The organism is Bacillus sp. Cr_A10, from assembly GCF_029222665.1.
Classification (GTDB): Bacteria; Bacillota; Bacilli; order Bacillales_A; family Planococcaceae; genus Psychrobacillus.
In genome coordinates, this window is sequence record NZ_JARHXR010000009.1 from 831,274 (window position 1) to 857,768 (window position 26,495).

General features: G+C 33.5%; 27 protein-coding genes. 6 read left to right on the forward strand and 21 right to left on the reverse strand.

Going from position 1 to position 26,495, the window contains the following annotated elements:
- Positions 1-190: 190 nt before the first annotated feature.
- The 6 genes from P2Q73_RS11405 to P2Q73_RS11430 form a co-directional block, all read right to left on the reverse strand.
- On the reverse strand, positions 191-655 hold the full coding sequence (locus P2Q73_RS11405) for a hypothetical protein (RefSeq protein ID WP_275787110.1): 465 nt from the start codon (positions 653-655) through the stop codon (positions 191-193).
- Positions 656-764: 109 nt separating this feature from the next.
- Positions 765-965, reverse strand: a complete 201-nt coding sequence (locus tag P2Q73_RS11410) for a cold-shock protein (RefSeq protein ID WP_053589685.1) — start codon at positions 963-965, stop codon at positions 765-767.
- A 163-nt stretch (positions 966-1,128) separates the two neighbouring features.
- A complete protein-coding gene (gene coaW / locus P2Q73_RS11415; RefSeq protein WP_275787118.1) occupies positions 1,129-1,950 on the reverse strand; it encodes a type II pantothenate kinase in 822 nt (273 codons plus the stop codon).
- 14 nt (positions 1,951-1,964) lie between these two features.
- Positions 1,965-2,273: a DUF4870 domain-containing protein gene (locus P2Q73_RS11420; RefSeq protein WP_053589687.1), complete on the reverse strand. Its 309-nt coding sequence runs from the start codon at positions 2,271-2,273 to the stop codon at positions 1,965-1,967.
- A 47-nt stretch (positions 2,274-2,320) separates the two neighbouring features.
- Positions 2,321-3,862, reverse strand: a complete 1,542-nt coding sequence (locus tag P2Q73_RS11425) for an amidohydrolase (RefSeq protein WP_275787122.1) — start codon at positions 3,860-3,862, stop codon at positions 2,321-2,323.
- The gene (locus tag P2Q73_RS11430) at positions 3,862-4,434 is read right to left on the reverse strand and encodes a DUF1836 domain-containing protein (RefSeq protein ID WP_275787125.1); all 573 of its coding nucleotides are present in this window, start codon (positions 4,432-4,434) and stop codon (positions 3,862-3,864) included. Before P2Q73_RS11430 ends, P2Q73_RS11425 begins: the two co-directional genes overlap by 1 nt.
- Before the next feature lie 135 nt (positions 4,435-4,569).
- Between P2Q73_RS11430 and trhA the strand changes: the two genes are divergently transcribed.
- Entirely contained in the window at positions 4,570-5,217 is a 648-nt protein-coding gene (gene trhA, locus P2Q73_RS11435) for a PAQR family membrane homeostasis protein TrhA (RefSeq protein ID WP_056829656.1), read from the forward strand.
- A gap of 34 nt (positions 5,218-5,251) precedes the next feature.
- Here trhA and P2Q73_RS11440 read toward each other — a convergent pair whose 3' ends face one another.
- Both P2Q73_RS11440 and P2Q73_RS11445 read right to left on the reverse strand, forming a co-directional pair.
- Positions 5,252-5,482 carry a hypothetical protein gene (locus tag P2Q73_RS11440; RefSeq protein ID WP_275787130.1) on the reverse strand — a complete coding sequence of 77 codons (231 nt, stop codon included), beginning with the start codon at positions 5,480-5,482 and terminating at the stop codon, positions 5,252-5,254.
- A gap of 60 nt (positions 5,483-5,542) precedes the next feature.
- Positions 5,543-5,986: an OsmC family protein gene (locus P2Q73_RS11445; protein WP_275787133.1), complete on the reverse strand. Its 444-nt coding sequence runs from the start codon at positions 5,984-5,986 to the stop codon at positions 5,543-5,545.
- A gap of 78 nt (positions 5,987-6,064) precedes the next feature.
- Here P2Q73_RS11445 and P2Q73_RS11450 point away from each other — a divergent pair, with 78 nt between their 5' ends.
- Positions 6,065-6,436: a hypothetical protein gene (locus tag P2Q73_RS11450; RefSeq protein WP_275787136.1), complete on the forward strand. Its 372-nt coding sequence runs from the start codon at positions 6,065-6,067 to the stop codon at positions 6,434-6,436.
- Between the two features lie 40 nt (positions 6,437-6,476).
- Here the strand turns inward: P2Q73_RS11450 and P2Q73_RS11455 are convergent, their stop codons facing one another.
- The 6 genes from P2Q73_RS11455 to P2Q73_RS11480 all read right to left on the reverse strand — a co-directional run bounded on the left by P2Q73_RS11455 (position 6,477) and on the right by P2Q73_RS11480 (position 12,705).
- Positions 6,477-8,021, reverse strand: coding sequence for a sensor domain-containing diguanylate cyclase (locus P2Q73_RS11455; protein ID WP_275787138.1), 1,545 nt, complete (start codon positions 8,019-8,021; stop codon positions 6,477-6,479).
- 107 nt (positions 8,022-8,128) lie between these two features.
- On the reverse strand, positions 8,129-8,836 hold the full coding sequence (locus P2Q73_RS11460) for an ABC transporter ATP-binding protein (RefSeq protein WP_053592132.1): 708 nt from the start codon (positions 8,834-8,836) through the stop codon (positions 8,129-8,131).
- Complete coding sequence (locus P2Q73_RS11465) at positions 8,829-9,617, reverse strand: ABC transporter ATP-binding protein (RefSeq protein WP_056829654.1); 789 nt, start codon at positions 9,615-9,617, stop codon at positions 8,829-8,831. The genes P2Q73_RS11460 and P2Q73_RS11465 overlap by 8 nt, the downstream gene beginning before the upstream one ends.
- On the reverse strand, positions 9,607-10,560 hold the full coding sequence (locus P2Q73_RS11470; protein WP_056829653.1) for a branched-chain amino acid ABC transporter permease: 954 nt from the start codon (positions 10,558-10,560) through the stop codon (positions 9,607-9,609). The genes P2Q73_RS11465 and P2Q73_RS11470 overlap by 11 nt, the downstream gene beginning before the upstream one ends.
- Before the next feature lie 10 nt (positions 10,561-10,570).
- Positions 10,571-11,446, reverse strand: coding sequence for a branched-chain amino acid ABC transporter permease (locus P2Q73_RS11475; protein ID WP_056829652.1), 876 nt, complete (start codon positions 11,444-11,446; stop codon positions 10,571-10,573).
- An 80-nt stretch (positions 11,447-11,526) separates the two neighbouring features.
- On the reverse strand, positions 11,527-12,705 hold the full coding sequence (locus tag P2Q73_RS11480; protein WP_275787144.1) for an ABC transporter substrate-binding protein: 1,179 nt from the start codon (positions 12,703-12,705) through the stop codon (positions 11,527-11,529).
- 423 nt (positions 12,706-13,128) lie between these two features.
- On the opposite strand from P2Q73_RS11480, the gene pepF reads away from it, so the two are divergent.
- A complete protein-coding gene (pepF, locus tag P2Q73_RS11485) occupies positions 13,129-14,937 on the forward strand; it encodes an oligoendopeptidase F (protein ID WP_275787147.1) in 1,809 nt (602 codons plus the stop codon).
- Positions 14,938-14,953: 16 nt separating this feature from the next.
- On the opposite strand, the gene P2Q73_RS11490 is transcribed toward pepF, so the two are convergent.
- Entirely contained in the window at positions 14,954-16,432 is a 1,479-nt protein-coding gene (locus P2Q73_RS11490) for a DHA2 family efflux MFS transporter permease subunit (protein ID WP_053589700.1), read from the reverse strand.
- Between the two features lie 170 nt (positions 16,433-16,602).
- On the opposite strand from P2Q73_RS11490, the gene P2Q73_RS11495 reads away from it, so the two are divergent.
- Both P2Q73_RS11495 and P2Q73_RS11500 read left to right on the forward strand, forming a co-directional pair.
- Positions 16,603-17,487, forward strand: coding sequence for a TetR/AcrR family transcriptional regulator (locus P2Q73_RS11495; protein WP_056829644.1), 885 nt, complete (start codon positions 16,603-16,605; stop codon positions 17,485-17,487).
- Positions 17,484-17,759 (forward strand): hypothetical protein, encoded by a 276-nt coding sequence (locus P2Q73_RS11500; RefSeq protein ID WP_275787152.1) that lies wholly within the window; start codon positions 17,484-17,486, stop codon positions 17,757-17,759. The genes P2Q73_RS11495 and P2Q73_RS11500 overlap by 4 nt, the downstream gene beginning before the upstream one ends.
- A 14-nt stretch (positions 17,760-17,773) precedes the next feature.
- Here the strand turns inward: P2Q73_RS11500 and P2Q73_RS11505 are convergent, their stop codons facing one another.
- On the reverse strand, positions 17,774-19,882 hold the full coding sequence (locus P2Q73_RS11505) for an RNA degradosome polyphosphate kinase (RefSeq protein ID WP_275787154.1): 2,109 nt from the start codon (positions 19,880-19,882) through the stop codon (positions 17,774-17,776).
- A gap of 5 nt (positions 19,883-19,887) precedes the next feature.
- Entirely contained in the window at positions 19,888-21,429 is a 1,542-nt protein-coding gene (locus P2Q73_RS11510) for a Ppx/GppA family phosphatase (RefSeq protein WP_275787156.1), read from the reverse strand.
- Positions 21,430-21,639: 210 nt separating this feature from the next.
- On the opposite strand from P2Q73_RS11510, the gene P2Q73_RS11515 reads away from it, so the two are divergent.
- Positions 21,640-22,920 (forward strand): MFS transporter, encoded by a 1,281-nt coding sequence (locus P2Q73_RS11515; protein ID WP_056829638.1) that lies wholly within the window; start codon positions 21,640-21,642, stop codon positions 22,918-22,920.
- Between the two features lie 867 nt (positions 22,921-23,787).
- Here P2Q73_RS11515 and P2Q73_RS11520 read toward each other — a convergent pair.
- From P2Q73_RS11520 to P2Q73_RS11535, 4 genes are all read right to left on the reverse strand, one after another.
- Complete coding sequence (locus tag P2Q73_RS11520; RefSeq protein WP_275787159.1) at positions 23,788-24,123, reverse strand: hypothetical protein; 336 nt, start codon at positions 24,121-24,123, stop codon at positions 23,788-23,790.
- Positions 24,124-24,523: 400 nt separating this feature from the next.
- Positions 24,524-25,099: a YitT family protein gene (locus P2Q73_RS11525; protein WP_331457310.1), complete on the reverse strand. Its 576-nt coding sequence runs from the start codon at positions 25,097-25,099 to the stop codon at positions 24,524-24,526.
- A gap of 88 nt (positions 25,100-25,187) precedes the next feature.
- The gene (locus tag P2Q73_RS11530) at positions 25,188-25,670 is read right to left on the reverse strand and encodes a PaaI family thioesterase (RefSeq protein WP_053589706.1); all 483 of its coding nucleotides are present in this window, start codon (positions 25,668-25,670) and stop codon (positions 25,188-25,190) included.
- 20 nt (positions 25,671-25,690) lie between these two features.
- Positions 25,691-26,476 carry a carbon-nitrogen family hydrolase gene (locus P2Q73_RS11535; RefSeq protein ID WP_275787162.1) on the reverse strand — a complete coding sequence of 262 codons (786 nt, stop codon included), beginning with the start codon at positions 26,474-26,476 and terminating at the stop codon, positions 25,691-25,693.
- Positions 26,477-26,495: the final 19 nt, after the last annotated feature.

Genomic DNA, 26,495 nt, shown 5'->3' on the forward strand with positions numbered 1-26,495 from the left:
TGATTCCTATAGTACCCCATTCTCAATTACTTTAACGGATCCAACATTTACCGTAGCCTGCTCTAATGTAAAATAATCAAACCGAAAAAATTTATGTATAACGAAAAATTGTAACTTAACTTTTTCTAAACATCACTTTAGGCTATATATTTTTAGCTGCTATTAAATCTTGTAACAAAGCCTATTACATCTATGCTTCTTCATTTTTATAAGCAGTTTCTATTTTCTCTTTAGTTCGAGACATGAATCTATCCACAACGTCAGAATTACCAAACAATTGAAATATACTTAATAAAATATTTTTAGGTTTGTTAATGGATGTGTATATAAATTTTGTTGATGTTTCATTTTGATTTTCCAATTCATATTCAATGGTCATACGAAATCGGTCATTGAGTAAAAAGCTCTCTTGATACGATTTGTAATTTTGTTCATTTATGTACTTTTTGATAGTTAATTCATATTGTTCATTTAAAGAACCATTTTGGTAGGTTTGTGTTATAACCGTCCCAACTACTTGGTCTGTTTGCTTAATGATATTTTCATCTATTACTTTTGGGAATATCATTTTCTTTTTATGTAAGTCACCGTAAAAAAATTGCCAAACATATTCAATTGGTGCATTGATTAGAATTTCTTTTTTCCACTTTTTCATTTAACCAACTCCCATTTCTAAGTAACAACACTATTGAATGTTATAACATATCATAACACAAAAAAACAGACTCCCTAATAGAGAGTCTGTTAAAGTTTTAGGTTTAAAATTAAGCTTTAACTACGTTAGTAGCTTGAAGACCACGTTGGCCTTGCTCGATTTCAAAAGTTACTTCTTGACCTTCGTCAAGAGATTTGAAACCTTCGCTTTGGATAGCTGAGAAGTGTACGAATACGTCGTCTCCGCCTTCGCGTTCGATAAATCCGAATCCTTTTTCTGAGTTAAACCATTTTACTTTACCTTGTTCCATGTGTGTTTCCTCCTCGCATGCAGTTGCTGCATACATTGTGTTACTATCCTTGCTCAACACTGTTAAGTAAAAGTGTTGCCACCTACTAACTAACCGAACAAAAATAATCCTCTTTAAATATAACATGCATCATTATTTATTGCAACACTTTTACTCAAAGAAATTAAATACTTTCCAGTAAAGCTCCAATTGCCCCACTATACCCATGTTTTTCTAAGAAAAATGGTTTTTTCTCTTTCAATACTGTATAGCTTTCCATTATATTCTTTAGTAATTCATTATTTTCTAATGTTGAACCAATATAAATAATGTTGTCAATAGAGTGAGCATCTGCTGCTTGTATACATAAAGATGCAACAACTTCACCAATTATACCTTGTACTCCTGATAAATAGTCCTCATACCTTCTATTTAAGTTCCCTTTAAGTGCTACACCACCAAAATTACTTGCTGTCAGAGAACCATTAATCGGTAATTTATTGTTTTCGTAAATATCACTTACTAGAATATCAATGGAAGATCTATTGCCTAAGTCGGATAGCTCTATCATCTCTTTATAATCGGTTATCCCAGTTAAAGCTTGTCCCAATCCAACTAGAGTTCCCCCACCAATTCCAGTACCACCAAGTCGACTATGTGAATTTTCTTTCATTATATGTATAGATGTCCCAGTTCCAATGTTCGCTATAATCGCTTTCTCACATTCAATATTTTCTTGTTTTAATTGATACATAACTCCAGCCATTGTAGCATCAAATTCAACTATGTATGGTATGTCCAATGAAGAAAGAAAATGTTTCTTTAATTGTTCAGCACGGCCACCGGTAAGACAAATGGAAGCTAACGAGTGATTAGTATCAATCCAATCCTTTACTGCTTGCATATCTGATGATAGGAAGCTGATTAATTGTAAATTCAAATGTTCATCAAAATAAGCTATTTTCGTTAACGTTCCACCTGCATCAATACCGATCTTTGTAGCCATTAAAAATTCCCCTTTTATTTAATCCAAGAACCTACTATAGGATAATTAAATGTACTTCCATTAACTGCTTTTACAATTCCGATAATTGGTACAACAAATGCCATTATACCAAAAATAATTATCATTGGTATACCGATTAAAAAAATAATTAGTATAGCAGAAATAAAAATTAAAGCACCGATTACTAATTGGAAAATAATTGCTTGAATGGATAGTTTTTTGATTTCTGCATCATCAATTACTAAATACAAAATAAATGGAACTAAAAATGGCGCAAACCAAGTACTAGCATGTAGCAATACTTTTAAACCTGTGTTTTCCATAAGACTCATACTCCTTTCGATGAATTTATAGTATATATACGTAGCAATTAATTATTCGTTTCATTTTCTACTAAACTATTATTTTTGTAGACTATCTCACCTGCGACAATGGTTTCTAAAATAGATGCTTTTAGAAAAGTCGTTTTGTTTAACTCTGTGCTTACTACAGTAAAATCTGCATCATAACCAGGTAATATTTTTCCTCTTACATTTTCTTTGCCAATAGCTTTTGCACTACCGGTTGTAAACAAAGAAATTGCTTCAAACGCAGAAAGAGATTGCTCGGGTAGATAGGAGTTATTTACTGCAGCGTCCATTCCTAAAAGAGGATCAGCCACTTCTACAGGAGAATCAGATCCACCAGAGCATTCAAACCCTCGATCAATTAGTGTTTTCCAAGCGTATGCCCATTTTAAACGATTGTTACCAAGTCGATCGATAACCCAAGGAAAATCAGAAGGTACAAAAATTGGTTGGAGATCAAGGACCACTGGTAATTTAATCATTCTTTCCATTAACTCTTCGCTTAGAACGTTCACGTGTATCAGTCTATCCTTCTTTCCAGCCGGAGCAGGATACTTTTCTATTAAGCCGACAATTATTTCTGTTGCCTTATCTCCGATAACATGAACAGCAATTGTTTCGTTAAATTTTCTTGCTAATTGTACCAATTGCTCCAGTTTACCTGGGTCATGGACTGCTACACCTTTATTTCCTGGATTATCGGAATAATCTTCCGACAATAGTGCGGTATGACCACCTAAAGAACCATCTACAAATATTTTCATAGCTCCAAATTCTATAAATTCGCTTGGTTTCTCTCCTTGCATCTTCTCGAAAGCGTCATGATGTCTTAAAAGATGTACTCTAAAATTTTTATCAATTGCTTCTCGATAGGCTTGTAAAGGTATTGTATAAGGTCCATAATACGCCATTTCTTCCGTATGTACACCAGTTAAACCTTTTGCTTGTAAGTCACTTACGCTGTTTTTAATCACATCTACTAAATACTCTGTTGTTGCAGGAGGTATTTTTGAAGTGATTAATTGTTGTGCTTCATCATAAAATAAGCCATTTAAGTTCCCATCTGAATCCTTGCCGATAATCCCTCCGGTTGGATTTGGAGTATCTTTTGTTATTCCAGCAAGTTCCATTGCTTTTGAATTTGCTACTAGCACATGTCTACATACTCTCTTTAAAACAATAGGCGTTTCAATAATATGATCTAAATCTGAACAATAAATCTGTCTTCCTTCTATTAATTTGTTGTCATTCCATCCTTCTGCAACGTACCATTCGTTACCATCAACTCGTTGAGCCACCTCTTTTACAATCTCATTAATAGAAGTAAAGGTAGACAAGTCTAAATAAGCTAATTTTTCCCCATGCATAACCAAATGAATATGACTATCAACAAATCCCGGGTACATAGTAGCTCCATTTAGAGAATTCACCTTATTTGCAAGTGGTAAAAGAGATTCTTTTGAACCCGTTCGGATAATTTTTCCATCTTCAACTAACACAGCTTCTATCTTTTGGTCTTCCTCATGCATTGTGAAAATATTTCCATCTGTCCATAAAGTTTTCATTATTTTTCCCCCTTTATTTTATTGTTTTCCAATAAATCATCTACTAGTATCTCAGCAGCTTTTCTATATGCATTACTTATATTAGCTAATGCTGAAATAAATAATACCTGTTTTAGTTCTTCATCAGTCGTTAGCTGTTCTATTTCTTGTTCTTGTCTCTTGATTTGATCCGTTATGTTATTAGTATTCTTTTGCTGCAATTCTATTAATGTAGAATAGAAACTTTCTAGTTCAAATTTTTCCGTTTCTATTCTTTCATTTACAGGGGCAAGTATAGCTTTAATATCATTTATTGAAAGCGCCCCTTTTAATTGGTAAATCATGCTTATTAACATAATATGCTCTTTCGAATATTTTTTATTTTTAATTGGAATAAAAAGCTTCCCTTTTGCATAGTTATTTATCATTGTTTTTGTTAATACTTTCTCTTCTGTATTTCGAAGAGATTTTTCAAACTTTGCGTCAAATAACTGTATGACTTGGTCCATATACAAATCAATATCGGGTATTTCTTCTTGCCTTATATTTGATTCGAGTGCTAGCTTTTGAAGTATATCAGCTGAATTAATCACTTAAGTCCCTCCGAAAAAGTTATTTCATTTATCGTATCGCAAATTTCACTATCAGTAAACATTGACTATTAAACGTGTTAGTTATATTATATTAAGTAGTTATATAAACTACATGGTGTAATAGGAGGAATTATTTTGAATCAATATATTAGAGAACCATTTAACGGATTATCACATTTATTTGGAGCTATACTGTCATTATTAGGTCTGACTGCAATGCTTGTTAAAGTAACGATAAATGGCGATTCCTTTTTAACAATTATTGCAATAATAATATTTGGAGTAAGCATGATTTTACTTTATTCCTCCTCAGCAACCTATCATATGGTAATAGCAAAGGATAGTATCATCCAGTTTTTAAGAAGATTAGATCATTCGATGATCTATTTATTAATTGCTGGAACATATGCCCCATTCTGTTTAATAACTTTAAAAGGAACTACTGGTTACATACTATTTATCATCATTTCTATTATTGCAATTTGCGGTATATTATTTAAAATGGTGTGGTTCAATTGCCCTAGATGGATATCAACTGCTCTATATATTGGAATGGGATGGATTATTATATTTTTAGCCTCGCCATTATCAGAAAAAATTGGTACTCAAGGAATCTTCTATTTAATTATAGGTGGAGTATTATATACAATTGGTGGTATAATCTATGGCTTAAAGCCTAAGATTGCATTTATTAAAAAACTTGGTTTCCATGAGATTTTCCATATATTTATTCTACTTGGTACGCTTTGTCACTTCATATGTGTTTTCTCATATGTCATATAAATTAAAACCGCCCATTTAAAATAGGGCGGTTACATTATTTTAATAATTTTTGAAACTCATCATTTGGTGAATCTATACGCATCTGTTCAAGTTGGAGTCTCATTTTTTCTGTTTCGATAATAAAATTATCATATTTTAATTTTTCTAATTCAAGTTCATCCTTTACTCTCGCACCTTTTATTTGTTCTTTGTTTTCAAAATGCGTTGTAATTAGTTTGATAATTGGAACGGAAAATATAAGAATAACAGCGATTGTGCCGGTCATGACCCATCCTCACTTTACAAGTATTTGAATATTTAAATTATACATCAAATAACATAAAAGCTATTCATTTATTGTTAAAATAGTAGGTTTAAGTTCAATTTCTACATTTCCTCTTAAAGCTTTACTGATCATACAGGTTTGCTCCGCTTTTACCACAATTTTTTCTGCTATTACTTTGTCTTTTTCATATGTTAAAACGATGGTTGGACGATGAATTATTTTTTTATACGTAAATATACCATTCGTCACATCAACAATTGCTGTGGAATCCATATCTAATCTCTCTTTTAAAATTTTACTTCTTTCCATCATTGCAGCTAGCGTTATAATATAGCAAGTAGCAGCTGCACCTAATAACATTTCGTCTGGATTAGTGCCTTCTCCAGGTCCTTCCATTTCTTTTGGAATAGATATTCGAGTTTGTAAATTTTCTGCTCGAATCTCCCCTATATCATTTCTGTTGCCTGGCCAATTGGCTTTTAAATGAAACAAATGCTCTGTCACTGTATTATCTCCTTCCTCATTTTAGCTTGTTGGAATATATTGATTTAAAGTATGATGTATTTAAGAAAGTGGGCGATTATGTTGTTAAGGAATTATGGGAAAATAGCTGGATTTACAGTTGTCCTTTCACTCTTTTTACTAATACTTGGAGTAAAATATGTACTTGGACAGGATTTAGTAATCCGTAATTTTATTGCATTTACTGTTATCTCCGTTTTAGTTGGGACAATTTCAGGAGCATTATTATTTTATAAATTGAAAATAGCTTATTATCTATTTACGGCCGGACTTCTAATTGGTTTCATTGAACTTTTCCGTTCCTTCATTTCTGGATTAGAAGGTTGGGGAGACCTAGTTGGTATTCTTTCTTTGTTTATTTTTACTGCATTTGGCTTAGTAGTAGGTCTGATTACAGAGGGCATTGTATATATGATAAAGAAAAATAAATAAAAAAAGAAGTTTTTCCGCTTTTTTGCGAGAAAAACTTTTTTTATTTAGAAATAACTGTTTTGTTTCTTCCCTCAGATTTTGCCATATAAAGTGCCACGTCAACTCTGTTCATTACATCAGTTATACTTTCAAAACTATTCCTATATTCAGCCACTCCCAATGAAATGGTTATTTTCTTATTTGTTGGTGGGATACTTATTTCTATATCTTTTCTTAGTTTTTCAGCAATCGTATATGCCTCTGAAAGAATACAGTTTGGAAGTAAGACGATAAATTCTTCTCCGCCAAGCCTAATACAAACATCATGATCTCTTGTAAAAGATTTCATTTTGCTCGCTAGAAACTTTAATACTTCATCTCCTGCATTGTGACCAAATTCATCATTAACTAATTTAAAATGATCTATATCAATCATCATTATTGAAAATTGCTGATTAGATTCTATTAAATCTGTAAAAACAAATTCTGAATACCTTCTATTTTTTAGGCCAGTCAAAGGATCAGTTAAAGATTGGTGTTTAAAGTCTGCGACAGTTTCTTGTTGCATTTTATGATAGTTATTAATCGTTTCTGTTAATTGTTTGGCCTCAAAATACCAAGTAGATATTTTAAAGTTTTCGATGCTTATATCTTCTTTATGAGAATTTAACGTAAACAAAGCTAACTTTTTTAAAGGGGAGGCTAAACGTTCTGAAATATAAAATGCTAATATGTAAAAAATTAATAAGAAAGGTAAGGCATACAATAACATTTTCAAAATAATACCTTTTAAAGGATTTAAACTGCTATCAAATGGTGTTTGAGAAACAACCCCCCACCCACTTGCTGCAATATAAGAATAGCCAGCTAAAACATGTTCACCTTTTGTATTAAAGATTTCTTTTGACCCATTTTCTTTATTCATTAAATTTTCTACTACCTTATTTTCACTTACCTTTTCGCCAATCCGATTTTTTTCAGGATGATAAATTAAAGTACCTTCCTTATCTACTACGAACACATAGGAACCATCTTCATTAAAATGCTCAGCTAATATATTTTGAATAAAGTTATCTTCTTGTAAATAAATTGTCCCGTTTAACATTCCTATGTAATTATTCGCACTATTAAATAAAGGAATAGATACTAAAACTAATAGACGCCCTGTAACTGCTCTATACGGAGTAGTAATTATACTCTCCTTCTTAGTTAAAGCTTCCTTTACTCCGTGGGAATCAATTTTATTGCCTGCTATACCAACATTCGGCGAGGTTGCTATAGCAATTCCATCACTCCCTATTACAGAAAGTGAGTTAAAATTCTTTCCACTTATAAGTAGTTGATCTAAAATCTCTGTAAGCACTTTTGAATCATGCATATTATCAATGACATCTAGTTTCCTTGATTCTAAATTAGCTTGCATTGATTCAAACACTTCTTCTGTCATTTGTGAAAGTTTTAAAGAATATACTTCATTTTGTTCTAATGAATTTTCTATTAAAGTTTTTTTCGTTACGATATAACTTGAAAATAAAGAACTACTTAATATTGCAACCATTGAAAATGTAATTAATGTCAATATCCAAAATCTTAGGGTTTTATTCATCTTTCCTCCAAAAAAATACATATTCATCTAGTATAACATGTAATATGTAAGTTTGAACTACACAAAAAAGCTTTCATTAGATACTAACTAATGAAAGCTTCTTTATATTAATGACCACCTAAATATGCCTGTCTCACTTCTTCACTTGTCTGTAATTCATGAGCAGAACCAGACAGCACTACCCTACCTGTCTCAATTACATACCCTCTACTTGCAACAGATAGTGCCATGTTCGCATTTTGTTCTACTAACAATACAGTCGTGCCATCACGATTAATATCTTCAATAACTTGGAAAATTGTTTTCACCATTAATGGAGCAAGACCCATTGATGGTTCATCAAGGAGTACAAGCTTGGGCTTCGCCATAATTGCACGACCCATTGCCAACATTTGTTGTTCCCCACCAGAAAGAGTTCCCGATAATTGTTTTTTTCGCTCAAGTAGTCTCGGAAAAATCTCATAAACCTTCTGAAGATCTGAATTAATGCCAGCTTTATCTTTTCTCAAAAAAGCACCAAGCTCAAGATTTTCTTCTACTGTCAAATTTGCAAATACTCTTCTTCCTTCAGGAACATGTGAAATTCCTGATTTTACAACTGCTTGTGCTTGTTTTCCCGCAATCGATTTATCAAGAAATTCAATTTTTCCTTTTTTAGGCTTTAGGAGACCTGAAATAGTTTTTAATAGAGTGCTTTTTCCAGCACCATTTGCACCTATAAGCGTAACTATTTCCCCTTCGTTTACTTCAATAGAGACCTCTCTAAGTGCTTGGATGTTCCCGTAAAAAACATCAATATTTTCAACCTTAAGCATTGTCATTGTGAACTTCCTCCCCTAAATACGCTTCAATAACCTTAGGATGGTTACGAATCACTTCTGGTGATCCTTCCGCAAGAAGTTGACCATGATCTAGTACATAAATTCTTTCACAAACACCCATAACCAAATTCATATCATGTTCAATAAGTAATATTGTCAAATCAAATTTATTTCGAATAAATCCGATTAAATCCATTAAATCTTTTGTTTCTTGTGGATTCATTCCCGCCGCAGGTTCATCTAATAAAAGAAGTTTAGGACCAGCTGCCAAAGCACGTGCAATCTCTAACCTGCGCTGCTGGCCATAAGGTAAATTTTTAGCCAACTCATCCTTATATTTATCCAAACCAAATATTTTTAAAAATTCTATAGATTTTTCTTCCATTTCTTGCTCGCCTTTAAAATGTGATGGTAAACGAAATATTGAACTCACCATCGTATGCTTCGCAAGTGAATGATAAGCAACCTTCACGTTATCTAATACAGATAAATCATTAAATAGACGAATATTTTGGAATGTACGACTAATCCCTTTTCGAGTAACTTTAAATGGCGGTAATCCATTGATTCTTTCCCCATCAAATAATATATCGCCTTCTGTTGGTACATAAACTCCAGTTAATAAGTTGAAACTAGTAGTTTTCCCAGCACCATTTGGACCAATAAGACCAACTAGTTCACCACGATTTAGTACCATATTTAAATTTTGGACTGCCTTTAAACCACCGAACTGAATACCAGCGTTTTTCACTTCCAATATCGGCTTACTTTCCATGTTGCCCGCCCCCTTTTGGCGTTCTCCATATCTTGAAGTAATCTGTAATTTCCATCGTACCCATCAAACCTTTTGGACGATATAACATTACCAAAATTAATACAAGACTATAAATAATCATACGAGTCTCAGGATATCCTTGCAGATAAGTAGAGACTACCGTTAGCAAAATCGCAGAAAGCACTGCTCCTGAAAGACTACCTAATCCACCTAATACAACGAATATTAAAATATCAAATGACTTTAAAAAGCCGAACTGACTAGGCTGTATAATGTAAAAGTTATGAGAATATAAAGCCCCTGCTACTCCGGCAAAGAACGAACCAATTGTAAATGCAACAACTTTATAATAAGTTGTATTAATACCCATAGCATCCGCTGCAATTTCATTTTCTCGAACTGATATAGCAGCAATTCCATGTCTTGAATTAGTAAAGTTAACAATCACTAAAATAGTAATGAACAAACTTACAAATGCATATGTCCAATTAGTTAAATGGGAGACTTGCATACCTGCTGCTCCACCAACATAATCAATATTCAAGAAAACTATTCGAATTATTTCAGCAAACCCAAGCGTTGCAATTGCTAAATAATCCCCTTTTAATCGTAAACTTGGAATACCAACAATTAAACCAGCTAGAGCTGCAACAATTCCCCCTACAATAATGGCCAATATAAATGGAAGTCCCAACTTCATTGTTATAATAGCTGAGATATATGCGCCTACAGCTAAAAATCCTGCATGCCCTATTGAGAATTGCCCCGTGATACCAATTACTAAATGTAGGCTGACCGCTAATATTATGTTGATAGCAATATAGATTAGCGTATTAGAATAGAATTGATTCATTATTCCATTGGATATGAGAAGTTGAACAATCACATAAACTAATACAGACGCTATAACAAATGGCCAAAATTGTTTAGACTTTTTCTTCATTATGTACCACCTACACTTTCTCTCGTGTATTTTTTCCAAAGATTCCTGCTGGTCTAAAAATTAGTATAAGAATTAAGATAATAAATGCAGCAGCATCTCTCCATAACGAGAACCCTAATGCACTAACAATCGTTTCAACTACTCCTAATACTAATCCACCTACCATAGCTCCAGGTATTATTCCAATACCTCCAAGAACTGCGGCAACAAATGCTTTCACACCAGGAATAACACCCATTAGCGGATCTATCTTTGTATAATACACACCAAAAATTACACCTGCTGCTCCAGCTAATGCAGAACCAATTGCAAAAGTAGCAGAAATAGTATTATCTACATTAATACCCATTAGCTTTGCAGCCTCAGTATCATGAGAAACCGCTCTCATCGCTTTACCAGTTTTCGTTTTATGAACAATAAATTGCAATAATATCATCAATACAACTGAAACAGACAAAATTAAAATAGACTGAACGCTTATTTGCGCTCCTAAGATATCAAAAGAACGATTTGAAAACACATCTGGGTAAGCTTCTGGTTGAGCACCTCTAATGTAAATTACACCGTATTCTATTAATAGAGATACACCAATAGCAGTAATAAGAGCAGCAATTCTTGTAGCATTTCTTAATCGCTTGTATGCAATGCGTTCAATAATTACACCAAAGAGTGCACAAGCTGCCATTGATAGAATAAGTGCTGGGAAGAATCCTAATCCAAACACAGTAATCGAATAGAACCCGATAAAAGAGCCTACCATGAACACGTCACCATGGGCAAAGTTAATCAATTTAATTATTCCATAAACCATTGTGTAACCTAGGGCGATTAATGCGTATATACTGCCGAGTGAAATACCGTTAATCAATTGTTGTAACCATTCCATAAAGTTTCACTCCTTTAATTCAAAGTTTCTAGAAATAGAAAAGGAGGGATATAATCCCCCCTATATAAAACATGTTAATCTTAAGGATTAACTTTAGTGTTAAACACTTGCTCACCATTTACGAATTCGATGATAGTTGCTGATTTAATAGGATGATGAAATTCGTCTACAGAATACAATCCTGTAACTAGTTCTAAGTTGTCTGTAGCTTCAAGCGCTTCTTTAATTTTTGTTCCATCTAATGAACCAGCACGTTCAATCGCATCTTTCAAAAGATAAACTGTATCATATCCAAGTGCGTGGAATGAGTTTGGTGCTTCTCCATACTTTTCAGTAAACTTGTCAGCAAATTCTTTCGCTTTACCATCTGGATCTTCAGCAGAATAAGCAGTAATAATAAAAGTATTATTTAATGCATCTGCTCCAGCTAAGTCCACAATAGTTGGTGAATCCCAACCATCAGCACCCATTAATGGAACTTCTATTCCCAATTCACGAGCTTGCTTTACAATTAAACCAACTTCTTCATAATATCCAGGAATAAAAACAAAATCCGGATTAGAACCTTTAATACGAGTTAGTGTAGAACGGAAATCAGTATCTTTTGCTACATATGATTCTTCCGCAACAATAGTACCTCCTGCTGCTTCAAAGTCTTTAATGAAAGATTCTGCAAGACCTTTCGCATAATCACTCGCATTATCTGCATATACTGCTGCAGTTTTAACTTTTAGTTCGTTTGCAGCAAAGTTTGCTGCTACAGTACCTTGGAATGGATCGATAAATGCCGTACGGAATGTAAATGGATTTACTTTTCCATTTTCTCCAACAGTTACTGTAGTACTAGTCCCAGAAGGAGAAATCATAGGAGTTTTATTGTCCGTCGCAATTTGTACTTGAGCCACTGAGTTCCCGCTAGTTGCAGCACCGATTATAGCTGTAACTTTGTCTTGACTAGTTAACTTAATAGCTGCACTTGTTGCTTCTGCAGCATCAGACTTGTTATCTACTTTAATAAGTTCAATTTGTTTTCCATCAATACCACCGTCAGCATTGATCTCCTCAACAGCTAATTCTATTGCGTCTGCCTCGGATGAACCATAGGAAGCTACAGCTCCAGAAAGTTCTAAGTTGGCACCGATTTTTATAGTATCTCCCCCATCGGAACTACTACCCTCTTCTCCACCTGAACATCCAGCAAGCACTCCTGCTAAAAGGGATGATGCAAGGAAAAGTGAAGCAAATTTTTTTGACTTCATAAATATTTTACCCCCTGTTTTTTGATAGTTCTGAAAATATAAGCTATACTACTTTTCTTTTTTATAAGTATTCTCTCAGACTATCAATATATTGTTTAGAACAATCTCATTGTAAAACAAACTTCAAATTCAGTCTATACTAATTTTTCGATTAATTCTCAAATTTCTATCATTAGGTTAATATAGTATTTTGACTCACCTCAAAAGTCCTTGATAATACTACGTTTGCTTTATTTCGTAACCCTCAATATAATACTTTCGAATCATTTATATTATTCATTTATTATTAAAATTTCTATCATTCTCACTAATAAATTCTTTAATTCACAGAAAAATTTAAATAAAATGATTGTTTTTACTTTTTCATCTCTGTTCGTTATACTATTAATTAGTTCGACATCCGTAATATTAAGGAGTGATAAAATGGTTAAAAGTTTACCAATTAGATCAGATGTAAAATTAGAAGAAACATGGAATTTGAAAGACTTGTTTAAAACAGAAGAAGATTTTAACGATTCTTTAAAGGAAATAGAGAAACTTGCAGATTATTTTGAAGAGAAATATAAAGGAAAAATCAATCAGCCGTCTATTATTTTAAAGGCTTTAAAAGATTATTCTGCTTTATATGAAAAACTAACACCAGCTGGAACTTTTGCAAGTTTGTCTCTTAGCACAGACCAGACAAATACAGATGCACAAATGCGCGGAAGTAAATTCTCTTCCCTAGCTGCAAAAATAAGTAGCAAGCTTTCATTTTTAAATAGTGAGCTTGTGGAGTTACCTGACGAAGTTTTACAAGAAGCAATAGCGGAGGGTGCAGAATATCAAAATTTTTTACAAAAGCTTCTTACAAAAAAACAATATCAATTACACCCTGAAGTAGAAAAGACTCTAGCAGCATTTTCTTCAACCTTTAATGCACCTTATAAATTGTATGATACAACCAAAATGTTAGATATTTCCTTTAATGATTTTGAAGTGAACAATTCCTCCTACCCTCTTAGTTATGTTCTATTTGAAAATGATTGGGAAGCAGAATCAGATACAAGTGTAAGACGCGCAGCTTTCAAAGCTTTTTCGAGTAAATTAAAGGATTATCAACATACGACTGCAAAAACATATGATATGCACTTACAAATAGAAAAAACAACATCTGATTTAAGAGGTTATAACTCTATTTTCGACTACTTATTATTAAACCAAGAGGTCGATCGTAGTTTGTACGATCGACAAATCGATTTAATTATGAAAGAACTTGCACCACATATGAGAAAGTATGCAAAGCTTCTTCAGCAAGTTCACGGATTAGATAAAATGACTTTTGCAGATTTAAAAATCTCACTTGATCCTTCTTATGAGCCTAAAATCTCAATTGAGGAGTCAAAAAAATATATAACAGATGCTTTGGAAGTAATGGGTGAAGAATATATACAAATGGTGGAACGTTCCTACAAAGAGAGATGGATCGATTTTGCACAAAATACCGGCAAATCAACTGGGGCCTTTTGTTCAAGCCCATATGGTAACCACCCCTATATTCTTATTTCTTGGTCTAGCAGAATGAACGAAGTATTTGTTCTTGCACACGAACTAGGGCACGCCGGTCATTTCTATCATGCAAATAAAGAGCAAAATATATTTAACGCCCGCCCTTCTTTGTATTTTATCGAGGCTCCTTCTACAATGAATGAAATGCTCATGGCCAATCATTTATTAGAAAACTCAAATGACCCTAAATTTAAAAGGTGGGTAATTTCTTCAATAGTAGCTAGAACATACTATCATAATTTTGTTACGCACTTATTAGAGGCAGCTTATCAAAGAAAAGTTTATGAAAGAATTGATGAAGGACTACCAGTTAATGCACAGATTTTAAATGAATATAAAAGAAGTGTATTGGAAGAATTCTGGGGCGATGCAGTAGAAATTACTAAGGGTGCTGAATTGACATGGATGAGACAACCTCACTACTACATGGGGCTATACCCATATACTTATAGTGCCGGCCTTACAATCTCTACACAAGTATCTAAGCGCATCTTAGATGAAGGTAAAGCTGCGGTAGATGATTGGATTAACGTATTAAAATCAGGAGGAACGAAATCCCCTGTTGAATTAGCAAATATGGCCGGAGTTGATATTACAACAGAGAAACCGTTAAAAGATACGATCGAGTACATCGGTTCCTTAATTGATGAGTTAATAAAATTAACAAATGAGATAGATAAATAATAAAAAAAGCTAAACCTTATAAAGGTTTAGCTTTTTTTTGTACATCTACTCTTTTTACAAAGAAAGCCAGTATTAAAGCGACAACTGTAACTAGCGTAGCTATAAAGAAGGTAAAGTTAATACCCTCCAACATCGCCTTCATACCCAGCTCTGCTTGGAATTGCACTAAGCCTTCCGTATTGGTAGGCACTTTCCCTGCTGCTGCGGCTTCGGTTGCAAGCACTTTAGCTGAAGACTCCATCTTTGCATTCATAATTGTTAGGAATATGGCAGACCCGATTGCACCTGATACTTGCTGTAACGTATTGTTCATCGCAGTTCCATGTGGGTTCATATTCATTGGCAACTGATTTAATCCATTAGTCATTATTGGCATCATAATCATAGACATACCAAACATACGGATTGTATAGACTGCCATTATATAATAATAATCTGAGTCTTGCGCTAAGTCACTCATTAAATATGTTGCGATGGTTGTAATAATCAGACCAGTAATCGCTAAAACTCTAGCACCGTACTTATCAAATAGCTTACCGGTTATTGGTGACATTAATCCCATTGCAATAGCACCAGGTAGCATGAGCAGACCCGAATGAAATGGTGATATTCCTCGAATAGTTTGAACATAAAGAGGTGTTAAAATCATCCCCGAAAACATTGCAGCTGAAACAACAATCGAAATTACGGATGACAAAGCAAACATTGGATATTTATAAATTCTAACGTCCAACATTGGTTCATCTAATTTTAATTGTCTCCATACGAAAACAATTAATGAAATAAATCCAACAATAATAGTTCCGTAAACAATTGGTGCGTCCCATCCTTTATCCCCAGCAGTACTAAATCCATAAAGCAATGCACCAAAACCGATACTGGATAGTATCAATGAGAATACATCCAGATTAACTTTACTATTAGGAGTAATATTGCGTAATTTAAATATAGCAAACAATAATACTATTATCGCAAACGGCAAAATAATCTCAAATAATACACGCCATTCATAATGCTCCAAGATAAATCCTGATAAAGTAGGTCCGATTGCAGGTGCTAATATCATTACTAAACCGAACATACCCATTGCAGATCCGCGTCGTTCAATCGGAAAAGCAGTTAACATAACATTCATAAGTAAAGGCATCATCATTGCTGATCCCGCTGCCTGTATCATGCGGGCCAAAATTAGTACCCAAAATTCTGGTGCAAACGCGGCAAGCGCTGTACCTGCAGTAAATAATACCATTGCTGTAATAAATAATTTTCTATTCGAAAATCTTTGAACAAAAAATGCACTAGCCGGAACTAAAATCCCGTTCACTAACATATACCCTGTCGTTAGCCATTGTACAATGGAAGGTTTCACTTTAAACTCTGTCATAATGGTTGGTAGAGCTACATTGAGTAGTGTATTATTCAAAAAAGCGATGAACGCGCCAACAAATAGAATCGCGATCATGGCATATGGTGGTTTTTGTTGCTCGTGGTTCATTATTGTTGTTCCCCCTAAATTTCTTTCTTCTCTGTTATGACACTTTGATTATTTTATACTCCTAGTTTAAAAAAATCAAACATAATATACTTGTACAATCAAAATGGTTTGATAAATCCTTATTTAACAGTTAAAATAGGAATTATACTATTAGTCTAAAAGGTGAAAATATGAATACAAAAAAAAGAAATGTATTACAAGCAGCAAAACATCTTTTTATTGAAAAGGGTTTTAGATCTACATCCGTTCAAGATATTATTGATGAAGCAAATATTTCAAAGGGGACCTTTTATAATTATTTCTCCTCTAAAAACGAGTGTATTGTAGCAATAATAGAGAGCGCTAGAGAAGAAATCTTGATAAAAAGAAGAGAGTTGCATACTTCACAAAATGGATCTGATTTAAATGTATTGATCGAGCAATTGACTGTTCGAATGAATATATATAGAGACCAAAAACTTTTTCCACTTTTTGCATCTATTATCCATTCACAAGATATAGAGTTACGAGATCTAATAAAGAAGAATTATTTTGAAGAAATCAATTGGTTGTCGAAGAGATTTGAAGATATTTATGGAGAGAAAACAAGAAATGTCTCTACAGATTGTGCTGTATTGGCCATTGGCATGATTCAACAATTGCAACACCCATGGATTAATCAAATAGCAAATATTTCACTTGATCATTTAGTCAAGTTTGTCATGAGAAGAATTGAGTCGATTATTTATGAGATGACGAAGACAAACGACTCTTTATTGAACAAGTCACTCTTTGATTTAAATACAGTTGATGAAATTAAATCAAAACAACAGGTTGTAGAGCAACTAGAAAACTTTTATTTAGAAGAAAAAGAAAAAATGAATCAAAATGATCTGCAAGCACTTGAATTTGTTTTAGAAGAATTTTCGAAAGAAAAGCCACGCCTATTTTTACTAGAAAAAATCATTCCCACATTAACGGAATCGTTTTCCGGAACAACTTTGGAACAAAGATCTTTACCGATTATTTTTAACTTGTGGCAAATGATAGACAAATGGGGAGCTGATAAAAATTGAACGATAAAGTTATTGAGCAATATCAAAATGATGAAAAAATGATGATAAACTTATATGCCCAATGGTGCGTAAACCATGAAATAGATGCCGTTAAATTATATAAACAAGCTTACCCTTCCCAACAGGACAACGAATTACTTGTATCAATAATAGACGATACTGAAAAAAATAGTCTACAAGTCAATACGGATACATTACTGCAAGTTTTACAGCTATTCGGAAATGACGATTTAGCTTTAGAGGTTTCCCAAGCAGCTCTAAAGCAAAAATAACCACTATATAGTGGTTATTTTAATTGGAGTATATTCAGTTTTGTAGCATTATCAAGTAATTGTTCCTGACTATTAATTTTTAAACCATCTGTTTCCCTATAATGATAATTACCATTGGAATCTTGTATTCTCGCTTTTGCTGTGTCATTTATTTCTAACTTTAAAATATCAATTACTCTTTTTTTAATGGATGGAGACAAAATTGGAAATAAAATTTCCACTCGTTTTACCATATTTCTAGTCATCATATCTGCAGAGGATAAATACAACCTAGAGGCCCCATTTCGATGAAACCAATAGATTCGTGAGTGTTCTAAAAATCTTCCAACAATGCTTATGACAATAATATTTTCACTTACGCCTTTAATCTGTGGTCTTAAACAACAAATCCCTCGAACTATCAACTCAATTTTCACACCAGCTGCCGACGCCTCATACAATTTTAATATTAGATCCTTATCAGTTAACGAGTTCATTTTGAGAATTATATGACCGTTATGAAAAGCTTTATGATATTCTATCTCTTCATCAATTAAATAGAGAAATTTATCGCGAATATCATAAGGAGAGACTACTAATTTTTTATATTCTGGCTTATCTGTATAACCGCTTAAAAAGTTAAAAAATCTGGTTGCATCCTGCCCTATTTGTTTATTTGTCGTAATAATCCCCATGTCAGTATATATATTGGCAGTTTGATCATTATAATTACCTGTTCCTAAATGGACAAATTGTTCTATTTTTTTATTCCTTCTTCGAACGACTAGCGTTATTTTGGAATGAGTTTTTAAATTATGCATCCCGTATATAACTAAGCATCCTGCTTTTTCCAATTCTTTCGCCCAATGAACATTCTTTTCTTCATCAAAACGAGCTTTAAGTTCAACTAAAACGGTAACTTGTTTTCCATTTTCCGCAGCTCTTTTTAAAGCTCTTATTATTGGTGAATTTCCGCTTACGCGATATAAGGTCTGTTTTATAGCTAAAACAGTTGGGTCATCTGCAGCTTTTTCAACAAAGTCTACAATTGGTTGGAAGGACTCATATGGATGATGAAAGAATAAATCTTGTTTTAAGGCTTTCATATATATATCCTCCTCCGTTGCAATATCCATGGGAGGTTGAGGTATAAATGACTGATAAAATAAATGATCATATTTACCTTCAAATACCTTAATAAATGAAAATAAAAATGTAATATCCAACGGTCCTTCTATTTTATAAACATCTTCAAAAGATATTTCTAGCTCACCTAACAGATAGTGTAGAATTTTCTGCTTTAATTCGGTTGATTTAACCTCAAGTCTACTTACAGCTCCCCATTTTCGTTTCTTTAATTCTTTTTCAATCTCAATTAATAAATCACGGGCACCTTCCTCATGGATGGTTAAATCAGCATTACGGGTTATACGAAATGGATTGGCATATTTAATATGGTATCCATGAAATAATTTATGTATGTTTTCAATGATTACATCTTCTAAAAGCACAGCAGCAAATGAACCATCTTTTGTAGTAACCTGAATGAATCGATTTAAGACAGATGGAACCTGAACAATAGCAAACTTAGATTGTTCTATCGATATATTATTTTCATCTTCTATCATAACTAAAATATTCATCGTCTTACTCAGCAAAATCGGAAATGGTCGGTAAGCATCTACAGCAACGGGAGTTAAAACTGGAAAAATTTGCTCTTCAAAAATTGTATTTAATTCTTGTTTTTGTTCATGTGATAATTGATTAAAAGTTAACAAAGAAATTCCTTCATTAGGTAACTTCAACTCGATTAAATCTTTATAAATCTTCATTTGTCTAGTTACAAGATTTCTTGTAATAATCGAAATTTGCTCCAGTTGTTGTTTAGCTGTTAGACCCGCCTTATTTTCAGGTTTATTAAATCCAACTCTTACTTGGTCCTGTAATCCAGCTACTCTTACCATAAAAAATTCATCTAAATTTGAACTAAATATCGCTAAGAACTTTAATCTTTCAAGTAAAGGATTGGTTTCATCCTCAGCCTCTTGTAAAACCCGTTCATTAAAGGCAAGCCAGCTGATTTCTCGATTATTATAATAAGCATAGTCATCAAATCGATGATCTTCTGTACTCTCCAAGCTCATGTAGTTTATTCCTCCAAAATCATAAATTCTATCTGTACGTCTTTACTACATATTTTTCCTACATGTTTTTTTAATTTTTCTGCTTGATATTTTTCCAACATAAAATTATTAGAAACAATAAAAGTTATTATTACGTTACTTGCTAAATTTTCAAGAAAAACATCCATAATCGTTGATCTACTCAGTATATCTAATCCTTTTATAAATCTAAATAACGCACCAATATCACGTAGTTGTTTTATTTCTCTCTCATTCAAAAAAGTTGGCAATGAATTTACGTACCGTTTAAAAGTCTCTCTATTTTGATAGGAAGCAAGTAAGGCAAGCTTTAATCGTTCTTCGTTAGATACACCATTTATGGATAGATTTGTTATTAGGTAAAATGTATGTTGGCTGGCAGCATCTTGATCTATATGTTTTCCGATATGATAAAGCTGATACGCATAATATAAAAGTTCTTCATTTTCTAATGGTTGAATATTTTTCCATTGTACAAAGGACATGTATATCTTTTGAAATATTTTATATAAATGAGAAACTTCCAATTCATGTACATGAAACTTTCCTAATATATGACGAATGGATTTTCTAATCACTTCATTTTTATTAAAATCTTCCGGAAATTTTTCTACCAACTGAGAAAAAATTATACCTTCGCGTAAACCTTTTTTACTATAAACCATTGACGGAGCATCCACTACTTCCATTAAAGTACGAAATGTTTCTAACGCATGGATAATAATGTCTGAACGATCACTTGAAAGTCCGTCTATTTTTTTCAACCCATCCGCTGAACATTGCGCTAACATAAAACTAATTTCTTGTATGTCTTCTTTCTTTAATTCATATTGGTGAATTCCATTTAAAGGAAAGCTTTTCCGTTGCTGATCAACAAGCGCTAAATTTCGCGCACTTCCTCCAATTGTAATAATCGGTACTTGTAATTGGTTTAACCACCCTAAAGAACAGAACTGTTCACTCACATAATTTATAAGTTCTAACTTTTCTTCATCCGTAATGGTTGTCCCTTTCATAAACTTTCCTTTTAATGAGACTGTTCCAAATGAAAAACTATGAAAACGAATAAGGTTTTTATCTTTAAAATACGTAACCTCGGTACTTCCACCACCCATATCGATTGTTACTGCATCGGAGATATTAGTAGAATGAATTACTGCAAAGTACCCATAATATGCTTCTTGCTCCTCTGATAAAATTTGTAGATTTAACCCTACTTCAGACTTCACAATTTCTAAAATTTCTTTCTGGTTTTTTGCTTGCCTGATCGCAGCAGTAGCTGCAGCAAATACATCATTTACTTTTATATCTAATAATATCTCTTTAAATTTGGTAAGTGTTTCTATTAATATGTTAATACCTTCTGTACTTAAATTTCCATTTCTCAATATGTACATGCTCAATCTTGCTACTGTTTTGAAATTATGATGTTCAACAAGGCCTTGAGAGGAATTGTAGCTATATACAACAAGTCGAATAGTGTTTGACCCAATATCAATAATTGCTTTTTGATCTGTTTTTATCGTCATAAAACTCTCACTCCTCTATTACTAATTTTATCCGATTTTGCTCAACTAAATGTTAAGCTTTTGTAAATAATGTATTTTCAAATTTCTGAATATATTTTATTGTACAATATCCATTTCTATTGTAAAAATTAAGTAATTTTTCCTTCTTATATACCGTAATGATTTTTGTTAATGTACAATATTAGTAATAAAGAGGGGGAATAATAAGAAATGGGGAAATTTACAAAGCAAGAAAATAGTTGGGCTCTTTATGATTGGGGTTCTTCCGCTTACTCGATCATTATTACAACTGCAGTATTTCCAATATTTTATAAATCTTCTGCGACAGCTGCTGGTGTAGATGGGGCGGATTCAACAGCTTATCTTGGTTATACAATCGCAATATTCACTTTTATTTTAGCTATGCTTGGTCCAATTTTAGGTTCAATCGCAGATTATCGTGGCATGAAAAAGAAATTTTTCACTTTTTTCTTTGTACTAGGAGTTACATTTACTGCATTACTAGCATTTGTTCCCTATGATAATTGGTTACTATTATTAATTTGCTATACTTTAGCTGCACTCGGAGCAACTGGCGCAAATGTTTTTTATGATGGATTTATTGTTGATGTAACCACGGATAAACGAATGCACAAAGTTTCAGCAAGAGGATACAGTTTAGGCTATATTGGTAGCACTATCCCCTTTTTAATTAGTATTGTTATTATTTTATTAGCAGGCAAGGAAGTAATTCCTCTTTCAAGCATTAATGCTAGTCGGATTGCATTCCTAATTACAGCTACATGGTGGATCGTGTTTTCTATTCCTTTATTCAAAAATGTCCAACAGATACACTTTATTGAACGTGATGGTAACCCGGTTATTCAAAGCTTTAAACGCTTAGGTAATACATTTAAAGAAATACGAAAATACCGAGCATTGTTCTTATTTTTACTAGCGTACTTTTTCTATATTGATGGAGTCGGAACAATTATTAGTATGTCTACTGCATATGGTACAGATCTAGGACTTGACACTACCGGGCTATTACTAGTGCTTTTCGCGACTCAGGTAGTAGCTGCACCATTCGCTATACTGTTTGGCAAACTTGCAGGAAAATTTTCCGAGAAGAAAATGCTTTATGTCGGCATAATCATTTATATCATTGTATGTATTTACGCAGTTTTCTTAGAAACAATTGTAGATTTTTGGATATTAGCAATGCTAGTTGCAACTTCCCAAGGCGGTATACAGGCTCTCAGTAGATCATACTTCGGGAAATTAGTACCAAAAGAAAATTCAAATGAGTTTTTTGGATTTTACAATATTTTCGGCAAGTTTGCTTCTATTATGGGTCCACTATTAGTAGCATTTACTGCTCAACTTACAGGAAAATCAAACTATGGCGTGTTTAGTTTAGTTGTCTTATTTATTATCGGCCTTTTCATTCTATCGAGAGTCCCTGAACCAAAAGAAGCAGCACCAGTTGATGAAGTTGTTTCCACATCATAATAAACAAGAGACATGCTAAGCATGTCTCTTCAGACTGTAGACAAACTCAAAGAAATTTGAAATAGTCTATAGTCTTTTTTTATCTACAATACATAGTAAGAAATCGTCAATTTCCGTTTCAGGCGCTACGCTTTCCACGGGCACGGCCTCAGCCTTCTCCCTCGCACCTGCGCAAGCTCGTCGCAAAAATTAATTTCGCTACGCTCAGTCCGGGTGCTTCGGCTCGTGCTGTTCCCGAAGGAGTCTTCGCGCCTTCCACTCCAATCGACTAGTGTTGGCTAATTTAAAAAGTGTTGAGGTTCTAAATCTTCTAAGAAGTTGAGGTGTTGAATATCATGTTGACCAAAAACCAAATCAATGAACGTGAACAACTTGAAATGCTAACATTGAGAAACTTGTACCGAAACACCATTTGGTTCGTAAATTAGATGCCATGTTTAGCATAATGAAAGTTTTGGAAAACTAAAAAAAGTGTTTTAGCACTATAGAATACTTGAAACACGGATGTGCACTTGCCGCACGCTTTGCATGAGACTCCTCAGGATGAGTCGCTTTTTTTAAGGGTCTCATTCTTCGCGGTCTTGCGGCGTGGGAGGCGCACATCCTATTTTCCACTGTTGATAAAAAAATCCCTTTTTATAAGTCATTGATTATAGTATTTAAGTTCAAGAAAACCTTTTAATCGTAATCGCTGACAACTGCATTCGCGCCTCCCTAGCCGCATGACGTCAGTATGAGACAGAGGGATACATCACCTAGCGCAAACAGTGGCTCAAGCTAACGTGCGGCAAGCTTCGAATGCACATAGATATGTAGTATTCCATATAACCTAAAACCTAGTTTAATTTGCTCTTATTGGACCAAAATCTACTTTATTGAAATTTTGTTTTGAATGAGTTCTCTTTTAGTCCAAATAAGAGTGAAAATGAGAAATAACTCAAATGCATTGGTCACTGCCCCACTTTCAACATTTATAGGTATCGCACTTCCAATCGTCATGATAAATACACCTATAAAAAACAGCACCCACTTTGTTTTTACCCATAGAACAACACTACATAAAATTAGTATCAGTGTTACAAACAAAATCATTAATGGTGGTCCAGAAACCTCTTCTATTGTTCCGTACCTTAGAACACCAAATTCCTGTATTGGTATTAATTTGATTCCAATTGTTTCAACAATAAGCTCTAATCCAATCATACCTAGTGTATAAATAATAGTTGCAGCTTTTGCCCAAGTCTTTTGAGCCCATTTGAGCCCACTTTCCTGAAGTGTACCTACTGAAAATATAACTAAGAGCGGAGTAAAAAAAGCATGAAACCAGAACCTCGCTAAATTTAAACTTTCTAAGAAAGAACTTTCTCCAATCCATCTACCAATTGCAATGATAAAATTATCATAAACAAGTGCTATTACAATTATATAGATAACATTAGTCCACTTATGAAGACCTTCCTTTCTGATTCCTTTTAATCCAACTACGAGAAGTATTAAATAAGCAAGTGTAAAAACAATATATAAAATTGTATCCAGTTTCTGTCACCTCCTCGTATTCTATATCCCCTTCTTTGTTCTTACTTAATCCGGTTATTCAGTCTTCTTAATATTTTTTGGCTAAAAGAGTAGTGGTAATACCAACAGAAACTACAGTGATGCAAGAATACAATAATGATACAGAATCGACTAGGAGACTCCCCATGACTACTACTAATATATCAATCGATAGAATCCCTAATCCCGGATTAATGCGTAACATTTTAGAGATCATCTGAGCAAGTAGATCTGTTCCACCAATTGTTATGTCTGATCGAAGCATTAAACCAATTCCTAGGCCAACAAAAATCCCACCACTTATCGCTCCAGCCAATTCATTCGTAATTAATTTCTGCCCTGCAATATGTAAAGGATAGAAGAAATCAATGATTACTGAAGAAAATAATAATCCATGAATACCATTATAAAAAAATGTTCGATAGTTCATCCAAGCTATTAAAAATATCGGCAAACTGACACAAATAATAGCAATCCCAACTTTTACATTAAATAAATAATGAATGATTAAACTTATGCCAATGGCTCCACCGTCCAATAGATGATAAGGAACAATAAAAAAATTGATTCCGATTGCTATTAAAATACTTCCTAAAAAAATAATAAGAGACTTTTGTAAAAACATGATCATCACCTTTCCGCATATAAAAATATATGTTTGAGGAATGAAAAAAACACAGGAAAAAAATAATCCTGTGTTCGATAATCTTATGTTATTTTGATTGGGCAAAAGTTGACGGCATTACAACTGCAATTACTTCTCCTTTAGCACAAAGTACGTCACCTGCAAATACTTCAGTTGTCACTTTCCATTTCTTCGGATGAATCTCTTCTACTGTGCCTATCGCTTTAAGCAACACATTTTTCGGAGTAGGTTTTAAGAAATCGACATGCAATGAGCCTGTTACGAAACGAGGTGGTGTTTCACCGCTTCCTGGCTCATGACCATTCTTCCGATGTAAAGCAAGAGATGCTGATCCTGTCCCATGGCAATCTACTAGTGCACCAATTAATCCTCCGTACACAAATCCAGGTATTGCAATATGTTCTTCTCTTGGCTCATATACAGTTTCCGTCTGGTCCCCATTCCAGTACGTTCGTAAATGATACCCGTCTTCGTTTAATCTACCACACCCATAACACCAAGCAAAATCATCTGGATAGTCATCCTGAATAGCGCGAATATTTTCTTCCATCTCTCAAATCCCCCTTGTTTTTAAAGATACTTATATAATACTTCTCTTCTATCTTGAAATATAGGAATTCTTTTTCGAACATCTTCAATTTCATTTATATCAATATCCACTAGTTTAACCTTTTCTTCATTTTCGCCTTCCCACAATACTTCTCCCCAAGGGGCTATTACCATCGAATTACCATCAAATGAATTGTTTGGATCACTTCCTACACGGTTTACAGCAACAATAAAAATTTGATTTTCAATAGCTCTTGCCTGCAACAATATTTTCCAGTGATCAATTCGTGTATCTGGCCATTGAGCTGGAATAAACATTACCTTTGCACCACTTAATGCATGAGCTCGTGTCCATTCAGGGAAGCGTAAATCATAACAAATAATTCCACCCATTTTGACACCATCTAATGTAAATAGATTCTTTTCATTACCTTCTTCCAAATAATGGTGTTCATCCATTAATTTAAATAGGTGTGCCTTGTTATATTCAGAAATTATCTCTCCATGAGAATTTGTAACGTACATTGTATTGTAAAACTGCTCCCCTTTTTTGGTAGAAACAGATCCCCCAACTATATGAATGTTTAATTCTTTGGACAATCGAGAAAATAATTTTTTCGTAGTTTCGCCTTCCAAGTCCGCGATTTCTTTTAATCTCTTTAAATCATACCCTGTATTCCACATCTCTGGTAATACAACAATTTTAGCTCCTAAAGAGGCTGCTTCTCTTACTTTTTCTTCAACCTTCAAAAAATTTTCTTTTGGCGCTCCAAACGCAATATCTAATTGAACACATGCAACTTTCATTTCGCCACCACCTATAGAC